General features: G+C 46.3%; 25 protein-coding genes. 11 read left to right on the top strand and 14 right to left on the bottom strand.

Annotated features, from left to right (window positions below; all coding sequences use genetic code 11):
* The 4 genes from FTT63_RS10370 to FTT63_RS10355 form a co-directional block, all read left to right on the top strand.
* Window positions 1–595, top strand: a 595-nt coding sequence (locus tag FTT63_RS10370) for an IS5 family transposase (RefSeq protein ID WP_180192240.1), incomplete at its 5' end; no start/stop codon positions are given.
* A gap of 169 nt (window positions 596–764) precedes the next feature.
* Window positions 765–4,598: a phosphoribosylformylglycinamidine synthase gene (purL, locus tag FTT63_RS10365; protein WP_127800141.1), complete on the top strand. Its 3,834-nt coding sequence runs from the start codon at window positions 765–767 to the stop codon at window positions 4,596–4,598.
* Window positions 4,599–4,724: 126 nt separating this feature from the next.
* On the top strand, window positions 4,725–5,591 hold the full coding sequence (locus FTT63_RS10360; RefSeq protein ID WP_127800139.1) for a carboxypeptidase-like regulatory domain-containing protein: 867 nt from the start codon (window positions 4,725–4,727) through the stop codon (window positions 5,589–5,591).
* Window positions 5,592–5,865: 274 nt separating this feature from the next.
* Window positions 5,866–6,183 (top strand): hypothetical protein, encoded by a 318-nt coding sequence (locus tag FTT63_RS10355; protein WP_005176621.1) that lies wholly within the window; start codon window positions 5,866–5,868, stop codon window positions 6,181–6,183.
* A 110-nt stretch (window positions 6,184–6,293) separates the two neighbouring features.
* On the opposite strand, the gene FTT63_RS10350 is transcribed toward FTT63_RS10355, so the two are convergent.
* Entirely contained in the window at window positions 6,294–7,085 is a 792-nt protein-coding gene (locus FTT63_RS10350) for a nitroreductase family protein (protein WP_127800137.1), read from the bottom strand.
* A 94-nt stretch (window positions 7,086–7,179) separates the two neighbouring features.
* Window positions 7,180–7,980: an enoyl-CoA hydratase gene (locus tag FTT63_RS10345; protein WP_005176626.1), complete on the bottom strand. Its 801-nt coding sequence runs from the start codon at window positions 7,978–7,980 to the stop codon at window positions 7,180–7,182.
* A 100-nt stretch (window positions 7,981–8,080) separates the two neighbouring features.
* On the opposite strand from FTT63_RS10345, the gene FTT63_RS10340 reads away from it, so the two are divergent.
* Together FTT63_RS10340 and FTT63_RS10335 are read left to right on the top strand one after the other, a co-directional pair.
* Window positions 8,081–8,650, top strand: a complete 570-nt coding sequence (locus tag FTT63_RS10340) for a nicotinate-nicotinamide nucleotide adenylyltransferase (protein WP_075174739.1) — start codon at window positions 8,081–8,083, stop codon at window positions 8,648–8,650.
* Window positions 8,651–8,709: 59 nt separating this feature from the next.
* Window positions 8,710–9,294: a YceI family protein gene (locus tag FTT63_RS10335; protein ID WP_168381676.1), complete on the top strand. Its 585-nt coding sequence runs from the start codon at window positions 8,710–8,712 to the stop codon at window positions 9,292–9,294.
* Window positions 9,295–9,369: 75 nt separating this feature from the next.
* Here the strand turns inward: FTT63_RS10335 and FTT63_RS10330 are convergent, their stop codons facing one another.
* The 5 genes from FTT63_RS10330 to dapD all read right to left on the bottom strand — a co-directional run bounded on the left by FTT63_RS10330 (window position 9,370) and on the right by dapD (window position 12,812).
* Window positions 9,370–9,831 (bottom strand): peroxiredoxin, encoded by a 462-nt coding sequence (locus tag FTT63_RS10330; RefSeq protein WP_104471274.1) that lies wholly within the window; start codon window positions 9,829–9,831, stop codon window positions 9,370–9,372.
* 156 nt (window positions 9,832–9,987) lie between these two features.
* On the bottom strand, window positions 9,988–10,401 hold the full coding sequence (locus FTT63_RS10325) for a hypothetical protein (RefSeq protein WP_005176638.1): 414 nt from the start codon (window positions 10,399–10,401) through the stop codon (window positions 9,988–9,990).
* Window positions 10,402–10,417: 16 nt separating this feature from the next.
* A complete protein-coding gene (gene queC, locus FTT63_RS10320) occupies window positions 10,418–11,086 on the bottom strand; it encodes a 7-cyano-7-deazaguanine synthase QueC (RefSeq protein WP_163142410.1) in 669 nt (222 codons plus the stop codon).
* Window positions 11,087–11,184: 98 nt separating this feature from the next.
* Window positions 11,185–11,895, bottom strand: a complete 711-nt coding sequence (gene queE, locus FTT63_RS10315) for a 7-carboxy-7-deazaguanine synthase QueE (RefSeq protein ID WP_075167785.1) — start codon at window positions 11,893–11,895, stop codon at window positions 11,185–11,187.
* Between the two features lie 95 nt (window positions 11,896–11,990).
* Window positions 11,991–12,812 (bottom strand): 2,3,4,5-tetrahydropyridine-2,6-dicarboxylate N-succinyltransferase, encoded by an 822-nt coding sequence (gene dapD / locus FTT63_RS10310; RefSeq protein WP_005176646.1) that lies wholly within the window; start codon window positions 12,810–12,812, stop codon window positions 11,991–11,993.
* Between the two features lie 303 nt (window positions 12,813–13,115).
* On the opposite strand from dapD, the gene carO reads away from it, so the two are divergent.
* A complete protein-coding gene (gene carO, locus FTT63_RS10305) occupies window positions 13,116–13,844 on the top strand; it encodes an ornithine uptake porin CarO (protein WP_180192239.1) in 729 nt (242 codons plus the stop codon).
* 45 nt (window positions 13,845–13,889) lie between these two features.
* On the opposite strand, the gene FTT63_RS10300 is transcribed toward carO, so the two are convergent.
* From FTT63_RS10300 to FTT63_RS10270, 7 genes are all read right to left on the bottom strand, one after another.
* Entirely contained in the window at window positions 13,890–15,104 is a 1,215-nt protein-coding gene (locus FTT63_RS10300) for an OmpP1/FadL family transporter (protein ID WP_180192238.1), read from the bottom strand.
* Window positions 15,105–15,378: 274 nt separating this feature from the next.
* A complete protein-coding gene (locus FTT63_RS10295) occupies window positions 15,379–16,302 on the bottom strand; it encodes a CysB family HTH-type transcriptional regulator (RefSeq protein ID WP_075167787.1) in 924 nt (307 codons plus the stop codon).
* A 54-nt stretch (window positions 16,303–16,356) separates the two neighbouring features.
* On the bottom strand, window positions 16,357–17,418 hold the full coding sequence (locus FTT63_RS10290) for a sulfate/molybdate ABC transporter ATP-binding protein (RefSeq protein WP_005176652.1): 1,062 nt from the start codon (window positions 17,416–17,418) through the stop codon (window positions 16,357–16,359).
* A gap of 11 nt (window positions 17,419–17,429) precedes the next feature.
* Window positions 17,430–18,323, bottom strand: a complete 894-nt coding sequence (gene cysW / locus FTT63_RS10285; protein WP_075167788.1) for a sulfate ABC transporter permease subunit CysW — start codon at window positions 18,321–18,323, stop codon at window positions 17,430–17,432.
* Window positions 18,320–19,153, bottom strand: coding sequence for a sulfate ABC transporter permease subunit CysT (gene cysT / locus FTT63_RS10280; RefSeq protein ID WP_005176654.1), 834 nt, complete (start codon window positions 19,151–19,153; stop codon window positions 18,320–18,322). Before cysT ends, cysW begins: the two co-directional genes overlap by 4 nt.
* An 83-nt stretch (window positions 19,154–19,236) precedes the next feature.
* Window positions 19,237–19,842, bottom strand: a complete 606-nt coding sequence (locus FTT63_RS10275) for an alpha/beta hydrolase (RefSeq protein WP_005176655.1) — start codon at window positions 19,840–19,842, stop codon at window positions 19,237–19,239.
* A 47-nt stretch (window positions 19,843–19,889) separates the two neighbouring features.
* Window positions 19,890–20,900, bottom strand: coding sequence for a sulfate ABC transporter substrate-binding protein (locus tag FTT63_RS10270; RefSeq protein ID WP_160243414.1), 1,011 nt, complete (start codon window positions 20,898–20,900; stop codon window positions 19,890–19,892).
* Window positions 20,901–21,061: 161 nt separating this feature from the next.
* Here FTT63_RS10270 and pabC point away from each other — a divergent pair, with 161 nt between their 5' ends.
* The 4 genes from pabC (at window position 21,062) to FTT63_RS10250 (ending at window position 24,029) form a co-directional block, all read left to right on the top strand.
* Window positions 21,062–21,874, top strand: a complete 813-nt coding sequence (gene pabC / locus FTT63_RS10265; RefSeq protein ID WP_180192237.1) for an aminodeoxychorismate lyase — start codon at window positions 21,062–21,064, stop codon at window positions 21,872–21,874.
* A gap of 1 nt (window position 21,875) precedes the next feature.
* Complete coding sequence (mltG, locus tag FTT63_RS10260) at window positions 21,876–22,934, top strand: endolytic transglycosylase MltG (protein ID WP_163142403.1); 1,059 nt, start codon at window positions 21,876–21,878, stop codon at window positions 22,932–22,934.
* A 2-nt stretch (window positions 22,935–22,936) separates the two neighbouring features.
* A complete protein-coding gene (gene tmk, locus FTT63_RS10255) occupies window positions 22,937–23,548 on the top strand; it encodes a dTMP kinase (RefSeq protein ID WP_005176660.1) in 612 nt (203 codons plus the stop codon).
* 61 nt (window positions 23,549–23,609) lie between these two features.
* Window positions 23,610–24,029, top strand: a complete 420-nt coding sequence (locus FTT63_RS10250; protein WP_005176662.1) for a PaaI family thioesterase — start codon at window positions 23,610–23,612, stop codon at window positions 24,027–24,029.
* The last annotated feature ends 20 nt before the right edge of the window (window positions 24,030–24,049 follow it).

Below are 24,049 nucleotides of genomic sequence, written 5' to 3'. Positions count from 1 at the left end.
TGATGGGTTACACCTACTCGTCGACTCTACGGGTTTAAAATTTTTAGGTGAAGGCGAATGGAAGCGTAAGAAGCATCAGCCTGAATACCGTCGGCAATGGCGTAAACTGCATATTGGTATAGATGCTAAAACCCTGCAAATACGTGCTATTCAGCTCACAACCAATAATGTCAGTGATTCACAGGTGCTTGGTGATTTACTTAATCAGATTCCACAAGATGAGCAGATTGACTCTGTTTATACCGATGGAGCTTATGACACCAAGCAATGCCGTCAGGTCATTGCAGATCGGCAAGCGCATGCAGTGATTCCACCTAGAAAAAATGCGAAACCATGGAAAGATACAAAGAGTAGCTCGCTAGCGCGAAATGAATTACTTCGAACAGTTAAACGTTTAGGCAGGACACTATGGAAAAAATGGTCAGGCTATCATCGCCGCAGTTTGGTGGAAACCAAGATGCATTGCATCAAATTATTAGGAGATAAACTCAGTGCAAGGAGTTTTGATAGCCAAGTGAATGAGATCCATGCACGTGTAGCAGTCCTTAACAGATTTACGGAATTAGGTCGACCACTTACCCAAGTTACGCCTTAAATTTGGCTCAATTAGGGGCGCTTTGCATTTCAAATCTTTGTGCAACAAAGCCTGTCAGATTTATCAAATCCTCTCTAGCTGATTGGCTCATTTCACAGTAGAATATGCGCTCTCTTCAAGTCACATTGTGGCGAGGTCCAAAAGATCTGCCCGTGGAGCCAAAATCAGCATGTTTATCGTGGCCGGTGCACCTGCACATTCTTCTTTTAAGAAAACTCAACTATTATCACGTTTATCGTCAATTAGTTCTGTTCAATCTTTCGATAGCCAATGGATCTATCTGTTTGACCAAGCGCTCAACGAGCAGCAGCAACAATCAGCTTTAGAGCTGTTAAATGATGGCGCATCTTTTGAGTTACGTCAGCCTGCCAGTGACGAAGTCCAAATTTTAGTGACCCCACGTGTCGGTACCATTTCGCCGTGGTCATCCAAAGCGACGGATATTTTTGCCAACTGTAATATTCCAGTGCACCGTATGGAGCGCGGATTGCTGTTTACCCTAAAAGGTGTAAAAGCGCTTTCTAAAGAAGCATTACAGATCTTGCATGACCGCATGACCGAAAGCGTGTTTACTGACATTGCAGATGCAGCCGCACTGTTCGTGGAAACCGCACCAAAACCGTTAAACTCGATTGATATTCTGGGTCAGGGCAAAGAAGCACTGGTTAAAGCCAACAATGAATTTGGTTTTGCACTGTCTGAAGATGAAATTGATTATCTGACTGAAGCTTTCACCAAACTGGGCCGTAACCCGAACGACATCGAACTGATGATGTTTGCGCAAGCCAACTCTGAGCATTGCCGTCATAAAATCTTCGGTTCAGAATGGACCATTGATGGTGAAGTTCAGCCGTTGTCTTTGTTCCAGATGATCAAGAACACCTATAAAGAATCACCAACCGATGTATTGTCAGCATATAAAGACAACGCATCGGTGATTGTAGGTTTTGATACCCAGCGTTTCTACCCAACGCAAGAAGAAAACGGTCAATACGTTTATAAATACAAGAGCCAGGCGGCTCACATCCTGATGAAGGTGGAAACCCATAACCACCCAACCGCAATTGCTCCATTTGCCGGTGCGGCAACCGGTTCAGGTGGTGAAATCCGTGATGAAGGTGCAACCGGTCGTGGTGGTAAGCCAAAAGCAGGTTTAACCGGTTTCACCACATCGAACCTGAACATTCCAGGCTTTGAACAGCCATGGGAAGATAACTACGGCAAGCCATCGCGTATGGCCTCTCCGCTGCAAATCATGATTGAAGGCCCACTCGGTGGTGCAGCATTTAACAACGAATTTGGTCGTCCTGCCTTAAATGGTTACTTCCGTACCTTTGAACAAAATGTCAATGGCGAAGTCAAAGGCTTCCATAAGCCAATTATGATTGCCGGTGGTTACGGGAACATCCGTCCGGATCATGTCGAAAAAGATGCAATTCAACCGGGCGATCTACTCATCGTGCTTGGTGGTCCAGCCATGCTGATCGGTTTAGGTGGTGGTGCAGCGTCTTCTGTAGACAGCGGTACCATGGGTGAGAGCCTGGACTTCGCTTCTGTACAACGTGAAAACCCGGAAATGGAACGCCGTTGCCAGGAAGTAATTGATACCTGCTGGCGCATGGAAGATGAAAACCCAATCGTATCGGTGCATGACGTTGGTGCGGGCGGTATTTCAAACGCAATGCCAGAACTGGTCAACGATCATGAGCTCGGTGCGGTACTGGATTTACGTAAGATTCCATCGCTTGAGCCAGGCATGTCGCCAATGGAAATCTGGTCTAACGAAGCACAAGAGCGTTATGTACTGGCAATCCGTCCAGAATCTCTAGCGTTGTTTGAATCGATCTGTGCGCGTGAACGTTGTCCGTTTGCGGTACTGGGTGAAGCGACTGAAGCGCGTCATTTAACCGTTGAAGATCCACTTTTTGGCAACAAGCCAGTGGATATGCCAATGCAGGTGATGCTGGGCGGTACACCACGTATGAGCCGTTCATATGAAAGCATCGAGCGTAAAGGCGATGATTTTGATGCAGCTCAAGTGACAGATCTGAAAGATGCGATTTACCGTGTCCTGAAAAACCCGACCGTTGCCTCTAAATCGTTCCTGATCACCATTGGTGACCGTTCGATTACCGGTATGGTGGCACGTGACCAGATGGTTGGCCCATGGCAAGTGCCTGTAGCGGATGCTGCAGTAACAACCACAAGCCTGGTGGGTTATACCGGTGAAGCGATGGCCATGGGTGAACGTCCACCAGTGGCATTATTGAACCCGGCAGCGTCTGCACGTTTAGCGGTGGCTGAAGCGATCAGCAATCTGATGTCTGCAAAAATTGACCAGATTGGCGACATTAAACTGTCTGCAAACTGGATGGCTGCTGCAGGTCAAAAAGGTGAAGATCAGGCACTGTTCGAAGGTGTAAAAGCAATTGGTATGGAAATGTGTCCAGCACTGGGCATTGCCATTCCAGTTGGTAAAGACTCACTGTCTATGCGTACCACCTGGAATGACGAAGGTGAAGACAAATCTGTCACTTCGCCAATGTCAGGCGTGATCACTGCATTTGCACCTGTGACTGATGTGCGTAAGACATTAACACCAGAACTGAAAAATCTTGAATCTGTACTGGTACGTATCGACCTGTCTAAAGGCCAATTCCGTCTGGGTGGTTCGATCCTAGCGCAAGTGTACAAAGCGATTGGTTCAGTGACACCAGATGTCGACAGCTTCGATGACTTCAAAGCCTTCTTCACATTGGTACAAGACTGGAACAACCGCGGCCTGATTAAAGCCTACCACGACATCGGTGATGGTGGTTTAGTGGCCACTGTTGCAGAGATGATGTTTGCGTCACGCTTGGGTGTGGCACTGGAAGAGCAATCAGTTGCAGGTCTATTTGCTGAAGAAATTGGTGCGGTGCTGCAAATCGCCAAAGCAGATTGGGAAGCATTACAAGCTGAAGTTGCAGCGTCGACATTGAAAAATGCAATTACGGTTGTCGGTACAGTCAACAACTCTGACCAGTTGGCCGTAAACGGTTTAGTGCTGGAACGTACTGACCTGCAACAGGCATGGGCAGAAGTGTCTTATCAGATCCAGCGTTTACGTGACAACGTTGAAAATGCCGATCAGGAATTTGCCTTAATTGCAGATAAAGCCCATCAGGGGATTATCGCACAGCCAACTTATGACCTGAACGAGCCAGTTGAAGCACCGTACATCAACACCCGTCGTCCAAACATGGCGATTCTGCGTGAGCAAGGTGTTAACGGTCATGTTGAAATGGCGGCTGCGTTTGATAAAGTCGGTTTCAACACCATTGACGTACACATGAGTGACCTGCTGGCCGGTCGTATCAGCCTGGATGACTTTGAAGGTCTGGTCACCTGTGGCGGCTTCTCTTACGGTGACGTTTTAGGTGCCGGCGGTGGCTGGGCGAAATCGGTGCTGTTCAATGCCAAACTGCGTGACCAGTTCGAGAAATTCTTTAACCGTCAAGAAACTTTCAGTGTGGGTATCTGTAACGGCTGTCAAATGCTGTCACAACTAGCACCACTGATTCCGGGTGCAGAGCATTGGCCACGTTTCCATCGCAATACCTCTGAAGTGTTTGAAGCGCGTACTGTGAACGTGCGTGTAGAAAAATCAAACTCGATTTTGTTTGATGGTATGGAAGGTTCAATTCTGCCAATCGCGGTTGCGCATGGTGAAGGCCGTGCTGTGGCTAGCGCTGAAGACTTTGCCGCATTAAATGCGGGTAACCAGATCAGCCTGCGTTATGTCGACAGTCAGGGCAATGTGACCCAGCACTATCCACTGAACCCGAACGGCTCTCCAGAAGGGATTACCGGTGTGACCTCTAAAGATGGTCGTGCCACGATTATGATGCCGCACCCGGAGCGTAACTTCCGTGCCGTACAACATTCCTGGAAACCTGAAGAATGGACTGAAGATGGTGCATGGTTACGTATGTTCCGTAACGCACGTAAATTCATTGGTTAATTGACCTTATTTTGAAAAGCCACCTACGGGTGGCTTTTTTATCGGCGTTTCATCCCAAAATGGGGATAGCTGATTTTGCCCGGCACCGTACAATAAACAGCATAATTATAAAAGTGGATAACAAAAATGCAGATGCGAACGGTCATTCCTATTTTTACCAGCTTGATTATGCTGAACGGTTGTGGTGGTGAGAGTGCCAAGATTCAGGAGTCTGTCAGATATGCTCAGCCGCTGCATTCCAGTTTAACCCAGTCCCAGTCTGGTACGCAGCCACAAGGTGAAAAGTGGTCGGTTTCAGGTCAGGTATTTGATGCCAGTGGGCAGCCTGTTGCTCAAGCCAAAATCTATGTGCAGCTGGGCGAACACAACTATTACACCCATTCTCAGACCGATGGCCGTTACACTTTATATCTGCCTCGTGAATATGATTATCCGGATCATATTGCCGGCACGGTCTGGATGGAGGGCTATCAACCGGAAATCCTGTTGCTGTCCTATCAGAACCAGCATTTATATATTGATCAGCATAGTCATCTGGTTCAGCTCAAGCCTTTAACCGAAGCGCATGTGGTGTTTCAGCAGGGGCTACATTTAATTCATCTGGGTGATGATTCACTGATGAAAAACCCGGAAACCCGAATTCAGACCGCGCCACAAGGACTGGTCTGGAGTGATGGTTTTCAGTATACGCAGGCACTGCAAAAACAGTATAACCAGCTCTGTATCCAGTTGTATGGCAAGGGTATTCAGAGCCAGTATGCCAATCAGGATAAAATTTCCATCTCCAGAAAAAATGACCTGCGCTTAAGTATTACCCAATTGCTGTCGGACAGTCCGAGTTCGGGCGCCTATAGTGCCAATGAGCACTGTTTTCCGTTAAGGCATTTTCAGGTGAATGATCATATTCAGGTGCAAATTAAGTCACATACCCTGGACACCGATCAGGATAATTTCGAGATGCTGAATATTGTAGGCGTCTTAAGAAAAATTTAAAGTAGATTACCTTGCTGAGATAAATAATGGGCTCAATGGAATAGCCTAAGCAAAGAAAGGATCCAATCGATTTTGAAGATTCAATAATTCTCGCTATTCCATTGCCATGTTTCATCCAAACCCATAGCTAAAGCTGGGCAATTGTTTGGGATCAGTACTGTATCTATTCAAACAGATGTAGCGCTATTCAGGATTTAGGTCATTTCTTGCAAACAGCAGATGACAACAGGCCAGTCAATACGGTATGAAAGATAGATCAATACCGGGAGTGACTATGCTAAAACTGATTTTTTATGTGCCTGAATCGCATCTGGAAGCCACCAAAGCTGCTGTATTTAAAGCCGGTGGTGGGGGAATCGGCGATTATGAACACTGTGCCTGGCAGGTGCTGGGCACCGGGCAATTTAAACCCTTACGTGGCGCAGACCCGTATATTGGGGAAGTCGGCACGCTTGAAAAAGTAGAGGAATGGCGGGTGGAAATCATTGTACCGGAAGATAACGCAGCAAATGTAGCCCGTGCCTTAAAAGATAGCCATCCTTATGAAGAACCGGCATTCGAGTTTATTCAGATGATAGATGTGCAGTTTTAATTATTGAATATTGGAATATCTGACAGAGAGGGAGAGCCTTTTAATCAGCTCTCCCTTGTGCAGCAGTCCCGCTTCTCTCTTAAAGAAAAGTGGGACTTTTTACATCTTGTTTAAACTTTCTGAATAAACAACTCCCGGTCAAACCAGTATTGCGGGAAGAACACGCCATCTTTCGCACGTTCACCGGCAGCAATTACCATCACCACATATTGCTGTTCATTCAGCTTTAAGATTTTACGCACCATTGGCTCATCAAAACCTTCCATCATACAGCTGTCAAAGCCATAAGCGCGTAAGGCCAGCACCAGATTTTCACAGGCCAAAGCGGTAGTTTTCGAGGCCCACAGTTTGGCATCGGCCGGATGAAATGCCGACACTGGCAATTGCTTGTCCAAGCTACGTGCCACTTTAAAGGCCACTTTTTTGAAATGACCGAAGGCATTGAAATAGCCAGTTTTATAATTATAGGGAATAAATTTATAGTATTTTTTTACCGGGGCTGGCGCTTCAGGAAACGGGAACTCGGAAATATTGAGTTTGGCCATTTCATCAATGCGGTCGGTGCGTGCTACACAAACAATCAGCTCGGCCGCAGTTCTGGCTGCCAGCTGACTCAGACAGGCTTTGACCAGCTGCTTTTTCTTGGCCGGATTCTGGACCACATAAAAGGTCCACGGCTGTAAATTGGAGGAGTTCGGTGCCAGTAAGGCTAAATCCAGGCAGGCATCTAAAATATCCGCTGGAATGGGCTTGTCGGTAAATTTACGTACCGAACGGCGGCTGGTGATGACTTTACGAAAGTTTTCGACATCAATATCTTGTGGTGCCGGTTCGTAATAGCGTTTTTTCTCGGTTGAAGATGATGCAGAGTTTAAAGATGAGGGATCTGACGAATTTGACATGGGAACCATCACAAAAGAAATAAAAGAAAGAGAAAACAGCTAAACCATAAAAACGTAGGTACAGTGACTGCACCTACGTTGATGAGCATAGTACTTAATTAAACTGGGTAAAGTCAGGTTTACGTTTTTGCATAAAAGCCTGTACAGCTTCCATCATTTCCGGTGAGCCGACCCGTTTCATAAAGATTTCCGCTTCATGATCAATACAGTCAATGATCTCATCCAGATTGTGTTTCATTAGCGCTTTGGTCTGTTTGAGAGAGGCCAGTGGCAAGGCGGCCAAAATGTGCGCCTGTTGCTGGGCAGTGGCGTATACATCCTCTTCAATACTATTGACCAGACCGGCGTTTAGCGCTTTGTCGCTGTTAAACTTCTGAGCAGTTAGCAGCAGCTCTGCGGCTTTATGGAAACCGGCCTGCTGTACCAGCAGTTTGCTGGACGCACCTTCTGGGGACAGGCCGAGGCTCACAAATGGAATCTGGAACAGGGCAGTGTTGTCGCTATAGACTAAATCTGCATGTAATAACAGCGTGACCCCAATGCCAATGGCTACACCACGCACCGCAGCAATTAGCGGTTTGGAAAAACGTGCAGCAGCTTTTAGCAATACAAAGGGTGGCGTATCTCCAGCTTTGCCTTGCAATGGTGTTTGAATAAACTTCATGAAGTCCTGCATGTCGTTACCGGCACTGAAATCAGCATCGGCTCCGCGTAAAATTACTACGCGGACGTCTTTATTCTGATCGGCTTCGTCCAGTGCCTGCGCAATCCAGAGATACAGTTCACCATACAGGGCATTTTTGGCTTCCGGGCGCTGAATGGCTAAGGTCAGTACGCCATTGTCTAAATTCGCATTCAAATGTGGATGGGGTTGTTGAATACAGCTCAGTGTCATCGTACTATCCTTGCTTTCAATTAATTTGAATTTATGGGCTTATTATGGCGAAAATTATTGTTGACGCCACAACTGGTGAGTTCATAAAAGTTGATGTGCTATGAATTATAAATTTGATTATCTTGTGTTTATTGGCCGCTTCCAGCCTTTTCATCTGGCACATATGCAGACCATTTTAATCGCGCTGGAGCAAAGTGAAAACGTGATTTTGGCACTGGGCTCTGCACAAGATGAACGCAATATCAAAAATCCGTTTACTGCCGCTGAACGCCAGCAGATGATTCTGTCCAACTTTAGCCCAGAGCAGCAGCAGCGGATTAAATTTGTGCATGTGGTCGATGTATATAACGATGAAAAATGGCAGAAACTGGTGAAAATGCTGGTGGCCACGGTGGCCGGACCAGAAGCCAAAGTCGGTTTAATTGGCCATTTTAAAGATGAGTCTTCCTATTATCTGCAATTTTTCCCGGAGTGGGAGATGGTCGAGCTTGACAGTCTGGAAGGTGCCATGTCTGCCACGCCGGTACGTGAAGCCTATTTTCGTGGAGAAATCTGGACCGATGCCTTCCCGCCGGGCACAATCAAATTTTTACAGAATTTTCAGCACACGCCGGTTTATCAACAATTACAAGACAAATATCATGCGCAAGACCGTAGTAATCTCACCTAAGCTCGCCGGCTCCATCTTGTTAATAAGATAAAGCCAGTTACGCCGCAAGGAGATAAGCGATGAACTTGAACCCGTCACATGTAGCAAGGTCAAAGACCAAATGCTTACTGGGTGCGGCTATTATGCTGTTGGGTATCAGCCCGGCCTATGCCGAGCGCTGGACCTTGACCTCAAAAAGTGAAGTCGGTTTTGAAATTAAGTCCATGGGCGTGCAACTGGTCGAAGGGCAGTTTAAAGAAGTGCAGTCAGTCATGCATTTTGATCCAAAAGCACCGCAGCAGGCCTCAACCCAATTTGTGCTAAATGTGGACAGTCTGCAGCTGAGTAAACCGTCTTTAAGACATATGATTCTGGGTGAGGACTTATTCTATGCTCAAAAATATAAAACCGTCAGTTTTAAAAGCACGCGTTTTACCGCTTTAGGTCCTGATCAATATCGTATTGCCGGCAATTTAACCCTACGCGGCGTGACGCGTCCGGTTATTTTCCATACCAGTTTAAAACCTAATACAGGAAATCCAAAATTGCTGGATGTGCAATCCTTTACCCAAATTCAGCGCAGTGATTTTGGCATGAAAAAGGCGATGGGTGGTGTTGGAGAAAAGGTCAATATTCAGCTTAAAGGTCAGTGGCGTGTTCAATAATGAGATAACAATAGACGTGATGAGTGAATTAAAAGCCCGAGCTTACCTCAGGCTTTTTTCCGATCCAGCAATTGTTTAACTGTTGGCTTGTAAGGCTTTTAAATCTTCCAGTACTTGCTCGGCATGTCCTGCAGCCTTGACTTTACGGTATTCCTTGACCAGCTGGCCGTTATGGAAAATAAAGGTAGAGCGCTCAATTCCCATGACTTTTTTGCCATACATATTTTTTTCTTTAATCACATCAAAATGCTGGCACAGCACTTCTTCCTTATCACTGATCAGATCAATCGTCAGGTTCTGTTTGGCAGTAAAGTTCTGATGTGCTTTCACCGAATCACGCGACACGCCAAGAATGGTCGCACCCAATGCCTCAAACTGATCTTTCAGGCCAGAAAAATCTACCGCCTGCGTGGTACAGCCTGGAGTGGAATCCTTTGGATAAAAATACACAATTAACCATTCCGCCTGTAGTTCAGCCAGATTGATTTCCGCCGTGGTGGTCGGAAAAGTCTGATTCGGTAAGTTCAAGTCGCTCATGATATCGTCCTTTTACATTATGTTAGTTTTTAAATTGCCTCTATCATACCGAATTTCCTGCGTTTTCTCACAAATTACCGGTAGAGAAAAATGAACGCAGCAAACTGGGTAAAAAAAAGCCTGCAATGGATGCAGGCCTCTGGAGGAAATATATGATTATTTCTTTTGCTGCGCTTGCGCGGCTTTCATGGCTTCTTCAGTTAAGGTTTTTAATTTACCGGTTAACTGAGGACCAAAACATGCCTGTAAGTCTTTGTTTTGTTTTTGGACAAAAGCAAGGGTACTTGGGCTTTTCTTCTGGTTAATGGTACTTTGGATTTCCCATTTTTGTGCATTGGTCAGCTTGCCATCGGCTTCAACCGCACAGGTACAGTATTTGCTGACTTCAGCAGCGCTTAACTTTTTACCTTTTGCAGTTTCTTCTTTACAAACATTAATCAGCGCCGATTTTACATTGGTGCTTTTATATGCCTGTTGCAATTTGTCTGTGTTGGCCTGAGCAGATGTTGCAAATACGGCTACAGTAGACACAATCGCAGAAAGGATAATGTTTGATTTTAAATTCTTCATAGATTCTACCTTGTCATTACGGTATATAACGTGTTGGATCAGCCACACCTGCGTCTAGGAAACCCTGTTTACGTAAACGACAGCTATCGCATTTTCCACAAGCACGTCCTTGGTCATCTGCCTGGTAGCAAGACACCGTTTGACTATAGTCTACGTCATGATCAAGACCTAAGCGAATGATATTTGCTTTGGATAAATGTAACAAAGGTGTTTCAAATTTGAGTGGTTTTCCTTCTACGCCCACTTTGGTGGCCAGACGCGCCATATTGGCAAAAGCCTCAATAAACTCAGGACGACAGTCCGGATAACCCGAATAATCCACCGCGTTAATACCAATAACAATGGCTTCTGCATCAAATACTTCCGCTGCTGCCAGCGCATAAGACAGGAAGATGGTGTTACGTGCCGGAACATAAGTCACCGGAATACCATCCTGTTCCTGCTCGGGTACCTCAATATTATGATCGGTCAGGGCAGAGCCACCTAAGTTACCTAAATCTATATTAATAACACGATGTTCTACACCCGCACGCTGGGTTAAGGCTTTGGCAGCGTCCAGTTCGGTCGTGGAACGCTGGCCATAACGAAAACTGAGGGCGATACATTCATAACGCGCTTGCGCCCACGCTAAACAGGTTGTTGAGTCTAAACCGCCAGATAACAATACAATGGCACGAGGGCGCATCAGAATCTCCAAAATAATAAAAAGCAATTTGAGCCGTGTATAAAGCTTTGCGTTTCGCAGCTTAATTTTGCAAACAGAGCAATTATACAGCAGCCTGATTAACGACCAGTTTCGTCATTCCACAGCAGTTTGTGTAACTGTAGCTGAAAACGAACAGGGAGATGGTCTTCTAAAATCCATTGGGCCAAATCACGGGCCAGTTGTGGCATGCGTGCGGCACCATTTTCAACTTCAAAGGCAGGGGAAAACCAGACGGTACTGACTTTTTTATGCAGTTGATATAACTCTACTTGCTGCTTCGACCATTCATAATCTTCACGGTTACAAATCACAAACTTGATTTGATCGTGCGCAGTCAAATAGTCCAGATTTGAAAGCAAATTCCGTGCAACTTCCCCCGAGGTTGGGGTTTTTAAATCTAAAACTTTGGAAACACGCGGGTCTACCTTAGATACATCTAAAGCACCGCTGGTTTCCAGAGACACTTCACAGCCTAAATCTGCTAATCGCTGCATTAAAGGCAGGGCATTCGGCTGTGCCAGCGGTTCACCGCCCGTCACGCAGACATACGGTGTGTTAAAGTCCAGCGTGGTCTGAATAATTGCTTCAAGCGACTGACGCTCACCACCTTCAAAAGAATAGGTAGTATCGCAATAAGTACAGCGCAGCGGACAACCGGTTAAACGGATAAATACAGTTGGCAGCCCTGAGGTATTGGCTTCGCCTTGTAATGAATAGAAGATCTCCGTAATGCGTAAACCCGCAGACGGATCAGAAACAGGAATAGCGGAAGATCGAAGCGTACTCATAACAAATTAACCACCGGGTAGAAAAACAAAAATCTCTACGATCATTACTAACCGTAGAGATGAGGAGCGATAGCTCCGCTTAAACTAAAGAAAAATTAGTCTTCGCGTAATAAATCGTTCAGGCTGGTTTTCGCACGTGTTTGCGCGTCAACTTTTTTCACGATAATGGCAGCATATAAGCTGTATGTGCCGCATTTAGATGGCAGGCTGCCAGAAACAACTACAGAACCGGCAGGAACACGGCCGTAGTGGATTTCGCCAGTTTCACGGTCATAAATCTTGGTAGATTGACCAATGTAAACGCCCATTGAAATCACAGAACCTTCTTCAACAATCACGCCTTCCACGATTTCAGAACGTGCGCCGATGAAGCAGTTATCTTCAATAATGGTCGGATTGGCTTGGAGTGGCTCAAGTACACCACCAATACCGACACCACCAGACAAGTGTACATTTTTACCAATTTGTGCACATGAACCGACAGTGGCCCAAGTGTCGACCATAGTGCCTTCATCTACGTATGCACCAATATTGACATACGATGGCATCAGCACCACATTTTTCGCCTGGAACGAACCTTTACGTGCAACTGCGGGGGGTACTACGCGTACGCCAGCCGCTTTAAACTGTTCTTCAGTCCAGCCTTTGAATTTGGTGTCGACTTTGTCATAGAAACGAAGATCACATGACTCAATTGGTTTGTTGTCGTTCAGTTTAAAAGATAACAAAACGGCTTTTTTCAACCATTGGTGTACAACCCATTCACCGTCAATTTTTTCCGCTACACGCAGTGTACCGTTATCTAAGCCAGCAATAGCTTCCTCTACTGCCTGACGGATTTCAGCCGGGCAGTCTGCCGCGGTGAAATTAGCACGATCTTCAAACGCTTGTTCAATAATCGTTGAAAGCTGAGACATGATCTTCCTTCCAAAAAAATTTTCAAGATTTTACACTAAATTGAACATGGGTTAGATGAAAATTGGCGCTAAGATCGAAATTAATAATAAAGAAAAATGTTTTCGCTCAATAGAAGAAACATCTGCTTAAACTTTCACCTCAAAAAAGAGTTATCTTTCAAAAAGAAACATAGATTTGTATCAAAAAATAACAAAAAATGAGCAAAATGTGCATAAAAACTGTGCGGGAACTTCTTTATATTGTGCTTATCAACAATAGTACTAAACATGAAAAATAAGTTTTTATTTTGAGGAGCACATTACATGAAATCTTTACATAAAATTTTAGCCATTTCCGTACTTGCTACAGCAGCAGGTTCAGCAATGGCGGCAGATCAGACAGTCGTGACAGATGAAGGTGTTTCAACTTTCTCTTTCTTTAAACCCGCTGCAGTTCGTGCTGAAGTTGGTACAACAGGTTATGGTGGTGCGATTTCTTGGAGTGCAAACCCATACGTAGGTGTAACTTTAGGTTATAACGGCGGCGATATTTCCTGGTCAGATGACTTATCTATCAATGGCTCCAAATATGATCTAGATATGGATAATAACCTGACATATTTAAATGCTGAAATTCGTCCATGGGCGAACTGGTTCTATATGGCAGCTGGTGTAGCTTATATTGATAATGACTATGAAGTTGATCGCCGTATCCGTGATGGTGAAACTTTTAGAGTCAATGATGTAGAATTCCGTGCAGAAGGCGATGCTCGTATTAACGGTAAAATGTCTTACAAAAATAATATTGCCCCTTATGTAGGGATTGGTTTCTCTCCAGCAATTACTAACCGTTGGGGTGTATTTGGTGAGATCGGTGCCTACTATAATGGTAACCCAACAGTTGAATTAACTCCTTCAGGTACTGCTGTAAGTACGGATAACGTTATTGCAGATTTTGGTGATCAAGTTGAGCGTGAAGAGCGAAATATTCGTAATGACAATGAATACGAGTGGTTACCAGTGGCGAAACTGGGTGTAAGCTTCCGCTTCTAAGCCATTTCTATAAAAAAACGAGCTTCGGCTCGTTTTTTTATACCTTTAGAAATGATGGCCAAATCTTAGTCCATATACCCAGGCATGATTGTCCCGATTGACCGAGGCTAGACTGGAAATTTGAGTACCGGCAAAATTACTGGGTTGAATATGTGGTTGTTTAAACTTTAAATAATAGGCCCCTGCAGCAATAAAACTGTCGGGTCGAAAATAAAAGAGCTGGCCTGCGCCGAGGCTATAGTGCCCATCTGCCGGATTTAGGGTCGAGGCCGGATTGCCAATCCCGGAGTCCCAGCCCAGTTCTAATTGACTGATCCAGCGTGCATTCCAGCGATGTAACCCGCCCAGTTTGGCCGACCATTGATCTTTCTGATAATAAATTAATTTAAAGTCTTTAATTTCAGGAACGAATGTTGCGTAAGCATCAATTACGGCGCCAAATTGAGTGGGTTGTATATAAAAATCTTTCCAGTTAACCCAGCGTATACCCGCATAAAGCAGGTTATTGGCACTGATGCCGGTGTGCAAATCCAGATTCAGCGATTCGGGTGTGCGAACAGCAGTATTCTGGTCCGCCACAATCTGCAATTGGCCTTGTGGGGACTGTTCCTGTACCGCTAGCTGATGATGAATGGCCGAACGATAAGTGAACGCCGCACTCATGGCATATTCAGGAATCTGGTAGCGTAACCCGGCCAGCCAGCCCCAGGCATCATCTTCAGGGAAATAGGCCTGATAGCCATGAAAAATATAATAATTTTGTCCCCAAAGCTCTAGATTCCCCTGAAAAGACTGATGACTGAGTCCTGCATAAAAAGTCCAGTGCGTATCCGGATGATACCCGACAAGCGCGCTAATATTTTCTGTTTTAAAGCGAATGTCGGCAGCTTCGACGTCTAATGGTTGACCATAAAAATCCGGGTTGTAGTTATAGTTAACCTTGACCCCAAAGGGCTGATCATAAAGCAGGGCAAAGGAAAACTCTGGATTCAGCTGCAGTTTAAAACCACCGAGCACAAAATGCTGATCGGGTGCCAGGTTGCCGGTGGAATAATCATGAATCCCTAACTCGGCCAGTGCAGCCTGATTTTCGACTTGTCCTGCAACATCTGCCTCTAAATGCACCAGGGAGATTTCGGCATAATGATCGGGTTGGAAAAAAATATGCATGGATTGTCCGGACTGCTCCAGCGCTGCTGCAGAGACAGCTTGCCCTGGTAAAAGCAGGCTCATCGACACCCAGAAAAAATAGACCTTCATTGGCCGTCCTTTAATTTTTGGTTAAATTATAAATTTATAAAGTATTGATATTAAAAAATTATCTAGCTATTAAAACTGAATTTGATGAAAAAATAAACAATTTTAAGTGATCTTTATCCCATTTTTTAGGGGTGCTGTAATGTAGTGCAAAATGAGCGTTAGCATAAAATTTAAGAAGTGTGGATTGGACTAGTCTGATTAGTGGATCAACTTGAGAGATATAAAAAAAGAGGATGCTGATGCCATCCTCTCCATTTCCATTTTTTGTGGGTGTTTAATCTTCTGGATACGCGACTTTTTTCAGGGCTTTAATGTCGGCTTCAGGTGAGCACAGGGAAATAAACTCATAGCCATAACCACGTAGTAAATGTCCTTTACGCACCGCCAGCCAGGTGGTATTCAGGCCAAAAATATCGGTTTCTATCTGCTTTAAACGATAATCACGTTCCTGGTCATAGGCTACATTGTTGACTACACCCACGCCCATGCCTAATTCGACATAGGTTTTAATGACGTCGGCGTCCAGGGCAGACATCACGATATCAACATCAATGCCGGCATCTTCAAAGGCTTTGTCAATTTTAGAACGGCCGGTAAAACCGCCGTGGTAGGTAATAATCGGATATTCCGCCAAATCCTGAATGCTGATCTCGGCTTTATGGGCTAGCGGATGGTTTTGCGGGGTAATAATACTATGCTGCCAGGTATAGTAAGGCACACTGGCCAGATTGCTTTCTGTGGTTAAGGATTCTGTTGCAATACCAATATCGGCTTCGCCTTGTAGCAGCATCTCGGTAATTTCAACCGGACTGGCCTGTTGCAGAATCAGATGCACCTTGGGAAATTCTTTTTTAAACTGGTTCACAATCGGCGGGAGTACATAACGTGCCTGAGTGTGGGTGGTGGCAATGGTTAGGGTGCCTTCATCCACTTTATTAAAATCATCGGCCAGACGTTTAATATTATCGGCATCCACCAACATGCGCTCAACAATACCGAGTAGGGCCTGACCAGGTTCAGTCAAACCGAGCAGGCGTTTGCCTTTACGGATAAACAGTTGCACACCCAGTTCATCTTCCAGGTCTTTAATATGCTTGCTCACTCCGGACTGGGAGGTGTACAGCGCCGCAGAGGCTTCGGTTAAATTGAAGTTCTGGCGCACAGTTTCTCGAATAATTCTGAGCTGTTGGAAGTTCATGTCCTTTTTTCCCTCAAAAAAGGATGGGGCTTGAAATGCCCCATCGGTGCGCGGTTAAGCGACTTGATTTTCAAATAAATGTAATTGACTTGCTGTCAGCCAGACGGTCTGGTTTGGACGGAACTGATGCAAGCGTGCTTCTTCTGGGGTGAGGGAAATTTCAATTAAGTTCCCTTGACGGTCATTCAGTTCTGCCAGTACTTTTCCTGCAATCCAGACTTCACGTAAGAAGGTGGCCTGAATGGCATTGTCCTGTGGCTGGGCATGAATGGTCAGCTCATCCGGGCGGGCAAAGGCAATGATCTCGCCCTGAGGCCCCTGTTGTGCGCTGGCCAGCTGAATGCGGTCTTCACCCAGCTGAATCAGGCCATTGCTGTTCTGGCCTTCAAAACGGTTGGCCTGACCCAGGAAGTCAAACACAAACGGCGTCGCCGGTTTTTCGTAGACTTCGCGTGGTGAACCAATCTGCTCGATGTTGCCTTTGTTCATCACCACGATCTGGTCCGCCACTTCTAAGGCTTCTTCCTGATCATGGGTAACAAAAATTGAAGTGATATGCAATTCATCATGCAGGGTACGTAACCAGCGGCGCAGTTCTTTACGCACTTTGGCATCCAGCGCACCAAACGGTTCATCCAGCAGCAGGACACGTGGTTCAACGGCTAAGGCACGCGCCAGGGCAATACGCTGACGCTGACCGCCAGACAATTGCGCCGGATAACGGTCGGCCAGAAAGCCGAGTTGTACCAGATCAAGCAGGCGGGTCACGCGTTTTTTAATTTCAGCTTCCGATGGACGAGTGGCACGCGGACGTACACGTAAACCAAAGGCAATGTTGTCAAAAACGGTCATGTGACGGAACAGCGCATAATGCTGGAAGACGAAACCGACCTGACGCTCACGCACGTGAACATCGGTGGCATCCTGACCTTCCAGAATCACCTGACCGCCATCGGCAGATTCCAAACCGGCAATAATCCGCAGCAGGGTGGTTTTACCACAGCCCGATGGACCTAGGAGAGCCACCAGCTGGCCATCTGGAAAATCGAGGGAGATATTGTTCAGTGCATGGAATGCACCAAAGTGTTTTTCAATATTTTTAACTTGAATACTCATGAGGTCATTCCTTAAGAAACTGTTGAATCTTCATTACGTTTGTCCTGCTTTTCCTGACGGATTTCGACCCAGGTTTTCAGGATCAAGGTCACAATTGCCAGTAGGGCCAGCAGGGATGACACCGCAAACGCAGCACTGAAGGTATATTCGTTATAGAGAATCTCAACGTGTAAAGGCAAGGTATTGGTTTCACCGCGAATGTGTCCAGACACGACCGAGACCGCACCAAACTCACCCATCGCCCGGGCATTACACAGAATGACACCGTAAATCAGGCCCCATTTAATATTCGGCAAGGTAACTTTCCAGAAGGTTTGCCAGCCAGAGGCACCCAGTACAATGGCCGCTTCTTCTTCTTCGGTGCCTTGCGCTTCCATGAGTGGAATCAGTTCACGTGCCACAAACGGTACGGTAATAAAGATGGTGGCAATAACAATCGCTGGCACGGCATATAAAATCTTGATGTCGTTGTCCATTAACCAGTTGCCCATCCAGCCCTGGGTACCAAAAATCAGTACCAGCATCATCCCGGCAATGACGGGAGAGACCGAGAACGGCAAATCAATGATGGTGGTCAGAATTGATTTACCCGGGAAGTTAAACTTGGCCACCGACCAGGCTGCGGCTACACCAAACACCACGTTGAGTGGAACGGCAATGGCTGCAGTGAGTAAGGTCAGTTTGACTGCAGATAAGGTATCTGGATGTACCAGTGCCTGGGTATACACGCCCACACCTTGTTTAAAGGCTTCAACGAATACCAGAATTAACGGCAGAATTAGGCAGCTCAGGAAGAAAATCAGGGCAATGGCCAGTAAGGTGTAGCGAACCCAGGTCGGTTCACGGGTGGCATCACGCGATTGCAGCTTGTCGGCCAAAGCATTGCTGTTGGTATTTAAACTCATCGGGCTGTTCTCCCTGTACGACGGCTGGCCCATGCTTGTAACAAGTTAATTAGGAACAGCATCACAAATGAAATCAGCAGCATTACCACCGCAATAGTGGTTGCACCGGCATAATCATATTCTTCTAAACGGGAGATAATCATCAGCGGGGCAATTTCAGTTTCAAAAGGCTGGTTCCCGGCAATGAAGATTACCGAACCATATTCACCCACGCCACGGGCAAAGGCCAGGGCAAAACCAGTAATTAACGCCGGCAGTAAAATCGGGAAAATCACTTTGGTAACAATCTGCAGACGGTTTGCGCCCAAGGCAGATGCAGCTTCTTCCAGCTCGGTTTCCAAATCGCTGAGTACCGGCTGTACGGTACGCACCACAAATGGAATACCAATGAAGATCAGGGCCAAGGTAATCCCGATTGGGGTATAGGCCACCTGAATGCCTAAAGGTTCCAGATACTGACCAATCCAGCCGGTCGGTGCATATAAAGAGGTCAGGGCAATACCGGCCACGGCGGTCGGTAAGGCAAAAGGTAAATCGACCAGCGCATCAATCAGGCGTTTGCCCGGGAAGCGGTAACGCACCAGACACCAGGCCAGCAATAAACCAAAAACGACGTTCACCAGCGCTGCAATCAGCGCAGCACTAAAACTTAACTGCAAAGATTTTAAGATACGTTCAGAACTTAAAATTTCCCATAAACCTTCCCAGCCAATGTCCAGCGATTTTAAAAATACGGCAGACAAAGGAATCAGAACGATTAATGATAAATACGCTAGGGTAAAGCCTAGAGAAAGACCAAATCCTGGCAGCACTCGGGACCGCTGCGACATGATTACTCCTCAAAGAGAGAATGCGGGCTGAAATCAGCCAGCGAAAAATAAATAAATTTCGGCACAAGCATAATTTGCGAGGGTTAAATTGCAAATTTAAATAAATACTTGCTGTCATCAGTAATACTGATATGCTGCATAGCCTTTTCTGAAATCAGGTAATTCCAGAGTTCAGGAAAAGGACCAAAACCAGAGGCGACATTAATATGCCCGACATGGCCCAAGCTTACCGGTTCTAATTGCCAGGACTGCGCCAGTTCCAGTGCATGTTCGGCATTTAACCAGGGATCATTTTCACTGATCAGCATGCTGGCGGGAACCTGCACTTGCAGCTGATGAAAATAATCCTGATAGTCATGCTGGCTGTCACGGGCAAAACCGGCTTCACCAAAACGGCCCGGGTTGGCCGGTGCCACCAGTACCAGATTCTTGACCTTGCGTTGCAGCGCCGGGTATTGCGCCAGAGCGGCTACGGTAGTCAAACAGCCAAAGCTATGCGCCACAATTTGCAGCGGTGCATCAATCGCCGCCACGGTGCTTCGGAACTGTTCTACCCAGGTTTCGAGTACCGGGGCATTCCAGTCCTGCTGCTCGACGCGGGAGCAGGACATGAGCTGTCGTTGTAACCAGGATTGCCAGTGGCTATATTCACTGCCACCTACGCCCGGAACAATTACGGTATGAATCATGTCGATGCTCCTTTGCTTACCTTACAGTTGCTGATGCTACAGCTGAATTATTTAGCGCTATTGGCTTTTACGATCTGGTCGAAAATACCGCCATTTTCAAAATGTGCAGACTGGACTTTGGCCCAGCCCCCAAATTCCTGATCTACCGTGACCAGCTTTAACGGCTTAAAGACCTGGCTGTATTTCTTTAATGCTGCTTCGCTACGAGGACGATAATAATGTTTGCCGGCTAAATCCTGTCCGAGTGGGGAATACAGGAAGTTTAAATAGCCTTGGGCCAAATATTTGTTGCCGTGTTTTTCCGCATTTTTCTCAACAATGGCCACCGGCGGTTCTGCCAGTACCGACAGGCTTGGGGTAATAATTTCAAATTTACCCGGCTGCTCACGAATGGCTAAGTGCGCTTCATTTTCCCAGGCCAGCAGTACATCACCAATGCCACGCTCGGCAAACGTGGTGGTTGAACCGCGGGCGCCTGAATCCAGAACTTTGGTGTTTTTATAAATTTTACGGACAAATTCCTGTGCAGTTTGATCATTGCCACCCGGCTGATGTTTAGCCCAAGCCCAGGCGGCCAGATAGTTCCAGCGTGCACCGCCTGAGGTTTTCGGGTTCGGGGTAATAATACCTACGCCCGGCTTGACCAGATCGCCCCAGTCCTGAATCCCTTTCGGATTACCTTTACGTACTAAAAATACAATGGTCGAGGTATAAGGCGTCGAGTTATACGGTAATTTCTTTTGCCAGTCTGCCGGAAACAGTTTGGCTTTTTCCGCAATTACATCAATATCGGCGGCCAAAGCCAGTGTCACCACATCGGCACTCAGGCCATCAATTACGGCACGGGCCTGCTTGCCTGAACCGCCATGCGACTGTTTAAAATTAATTTTTTGTCCGGTCCGGCTTTCCCAGTATTTGCCGAACTGTTTATTCACATCATCATATAATTCACGGGTCGGGTCATACGACACGTTCAGAAAATCTTTTGCAGCAACACCAAAGGAGGATGCCGAAATTAATGCGGCCAGTACCCCAATTTTTAATTTTGTAAAACTCATGACTAACCTCAAATTTTTCGCTGTTTTGTAACATGAGGCAAGAATAGCGCTAGTCTTATTCCTAAAAAAATAATAAAAAATGAATTTTATATGAATAAAAAAGAAATATAAATAGATCTTCCATTCTTACACTAAAGCCAGCTCAAATGGATACTTGTTGTATGCAATATTTTAAGAATGCTGAGGAAATATCGGCCGTTTCAGTGCTGGACCGTGCCTTTCATTATGGCGATGGCTGCTTTAGCACCGCGCGCATCCGCAATGGCCATATTGAACTGGAGGCCTTACATCTGCTGCGGCTACAACGCGGCTGTGAGCGTTTGTATTTAAATGCCAATCTGGCGTTTATCCAGCAGTCGATTCAACAGCTGCAGCAGCATTATCCGCAGGTTAATGGCACCTTAAAAATCATCATTAGTCGGGGAGATGGACAGCGCGGTTATAGCCTGCCCGCACAAGAGGCTGATGTCTGGGTCTTCTTTTATCCCAAAGCAGTGGATGATTTTCACTATGAAAAAATCGCCAGTGGTGTGTTGAAACAAGCGATGGGGCTGAGTATGCCACATCTGGTCGGCATCAAAAGCCTGAACCGTTTAGAACAGGTGATACTGAAAAAAGAAGCCGATGCGCAGGGTTGGCCGGAAGCCTTGGTGACTGATGTGCAAGGCTCGGTTGTTGAAGGGGTGAGCAGTAATTGTTTCATTCTTATAAACAATGAATGGATTACGCCGGAACTTCGTTATAATGGCGTCCACGGCGTGATGCGGGCTGAAATTCTGGCCCGTATGCAGCAGCACGGCATTTCCTGTCGCCAGCGTTATGTCGATATGGAAGAAATTGCGCAGTTCCAGAGTCTGTTTTTCTGTAATGCGCTCAGTCCGATGAAAATCGTGACCCAGCTCGATGCACGCCTTTTAGATGTTCAAGCCTGTATTGAACTGTTTAATCGTCTTCAATTGAATCAGATGCATTAATATGTCTTCATCCCGCTCTAAAACGAAAAAGAAAAACAAGCCTCGCTCCCCATTACCGATTAAAGGTATTTTAACCCTGTTATTGGGCGTACTCCTCATTGTCGTGGTGATGCTCTGGTCCAGCCTGTTTAAAGACTATCCGGTAAAAGGCCAGAAAGAATTACTGGCCATTGGCGATGGCGATACCTATTCCGGTTTTATTGATCGTCTGGAAAAAAATGATCAGGTCAGTTTCCCGATTATTTTGAAGCTGTATCAGAAAATCATGATTCATGATTCGATGAAAGCCGGGGTTTATGAAATCCAGCAGGGCATGAGCATCCGTGAAGTCATGGAAATGATCTCCAATGCGGAAAATGCGCAGATGAACCGGATTCTGGTCATTGAAGGCACCACTTTTAAACAGCTGGTACAGCGTCTGCAAAAGGATGAACTGGTGACTAAAGAAGTCAGCCATCTTCCGACCGATCAATTATTAAAAGCGCTGAATATTCCGTTTGAGCATCCAGAAGGCCTGTTTGCGCCAGATACCTATTTCTTTGCCAAGGGCGAATCGGACCGTAAAATTCTGACCGATTTATATCAGCGTCAGATGAAAGCACTGGATGAAGCCTGGGCCAACCGTGCAGCAGATTTACCGTACAAGAATAAATATGAAGCGCTGGTGATGGCCTCGATTATTGAAAAAGAAACCCATGTCGATAGCGAACTGCGTCAGGTCTCCGGCGTATTTGTGCGCCGTTTAAAGATAGGCATGCGTTTACAAACCGACCCGACCGTCATTTACGGGATGGGCGACAAATATCAGGGCAATATTACCCGTAAGGATTTACGTACCCCAACGCCGTACAATACCTATACCATCTATGGTTTGCCGCCAACACCAATTGCACTGCCAAGCAAACGCGCGATTGAAGCAGCAATGCATCCGGATGATTCCGACAATCTCTATTTTGTCGCCACCGGTGATGGCGGACATAAATTCAGTACCAATCTGCAAGATCATAACCGCGCAGTTCAGGAATATCTGGCGGTCATTCGTGCGAAGAACAAGGAGTGAGCATGTTTATTAGCTTTGAAGGCACCGAAGGGGTAGGTAAAACCACGCTCATCCGTCGTATTTATGAGCATTTGCAGGCTCAAGGCAGTGAAGTAGTGCTAACCCGTGAACCGGGTGGCACCCCGATGGCCGAGCAGATTCGCAGTCTGCTGCTTTCAGTCAATCATGACGAGCAGATGTGTAATGATACTGAATTACTGCTGATGTACGCAGCGCGCGCCCAGCATCTGGCGCAGGTGATTCTGCCTGCACTGGCAGCTGGCAAAACGGTACTCTGTGACCGCTTTACTGATGCCAGCTTTGCCTATCAGTGTGCTGGGCGTGGCCTAAGCCGGGAAAAGTTGCAATTGCTGAACCAGAATTTTGTTTCGCACATGCCGGCTCTGACTTTCTGGCTGGATGCACCGATTGAACTGGGCATGTCCCGTGCGCGTGAACGTGGTGCGCTGGACCGTTTTGAACAGGAAAAAGTCACCTTTTTTGAAAAGGTGCGTGCTGGTTATCAGGAGTTGTGGCAGGCAGAACCAGAACGGATTAAACGTTTAGATGCCACCCAAAGTCCGGATCTGGTCTTTGCCGAGGCGCTCAAATATTTACAGACAGTCGCTGCTTAAATTTGGGTCAAGACTAAAAATCTTCTATAGTAGCGTGATGATAGAGGATTTTTTGATCACAATGAAAAGTAACCGTGCTGAAATTATTGAATTTTTACAACAAGAATTTCCCCAGAGTCTGGAAAAATGTGAGATTGATGCGGTCACGCCAATGGGTGCCTGCTTGACCTATCGGGTTGGGGAAAGTGAATTACGTCCGGGTGGCACGATCTCTGGTCCGACCATGATGACGGCTGCAGATCTGGCTTTATATGTAGCCATTCTGGGCCAGATTGGGATTGTCGGGTTGGCGGTCACCACCAACCTGAATATCAATTTTTTACGCAAACCCGCTGGTGGAAAAAACCTGCGGGCGGAATGCCGGCTCATGAAACTGGGTAAAAGTCTGGCCGTGGGTGAAGTCTGGATTTATTCAGTCGGGCAGGAGGAACCGGTGGCGCATGTGACCGGAACCTATTCAATTCCACCCCAAGTGGCTTGATTCTCAGGTCACTTGTTCTT

This window comes from Acinetobacter sp. C15 (assembly GCF_013420645.1).
GTDB lineage: Bacteria > Pseudomonadota > Gammaproteobacteria > Pseudomonadales > Moraxellaceae > Acinetobacter > Acinetobacter indicus.
Note: the sequence above shows the minus strand (reverse complement) of the source record. Positions and strands in the feature narration are given on the sequence as shown.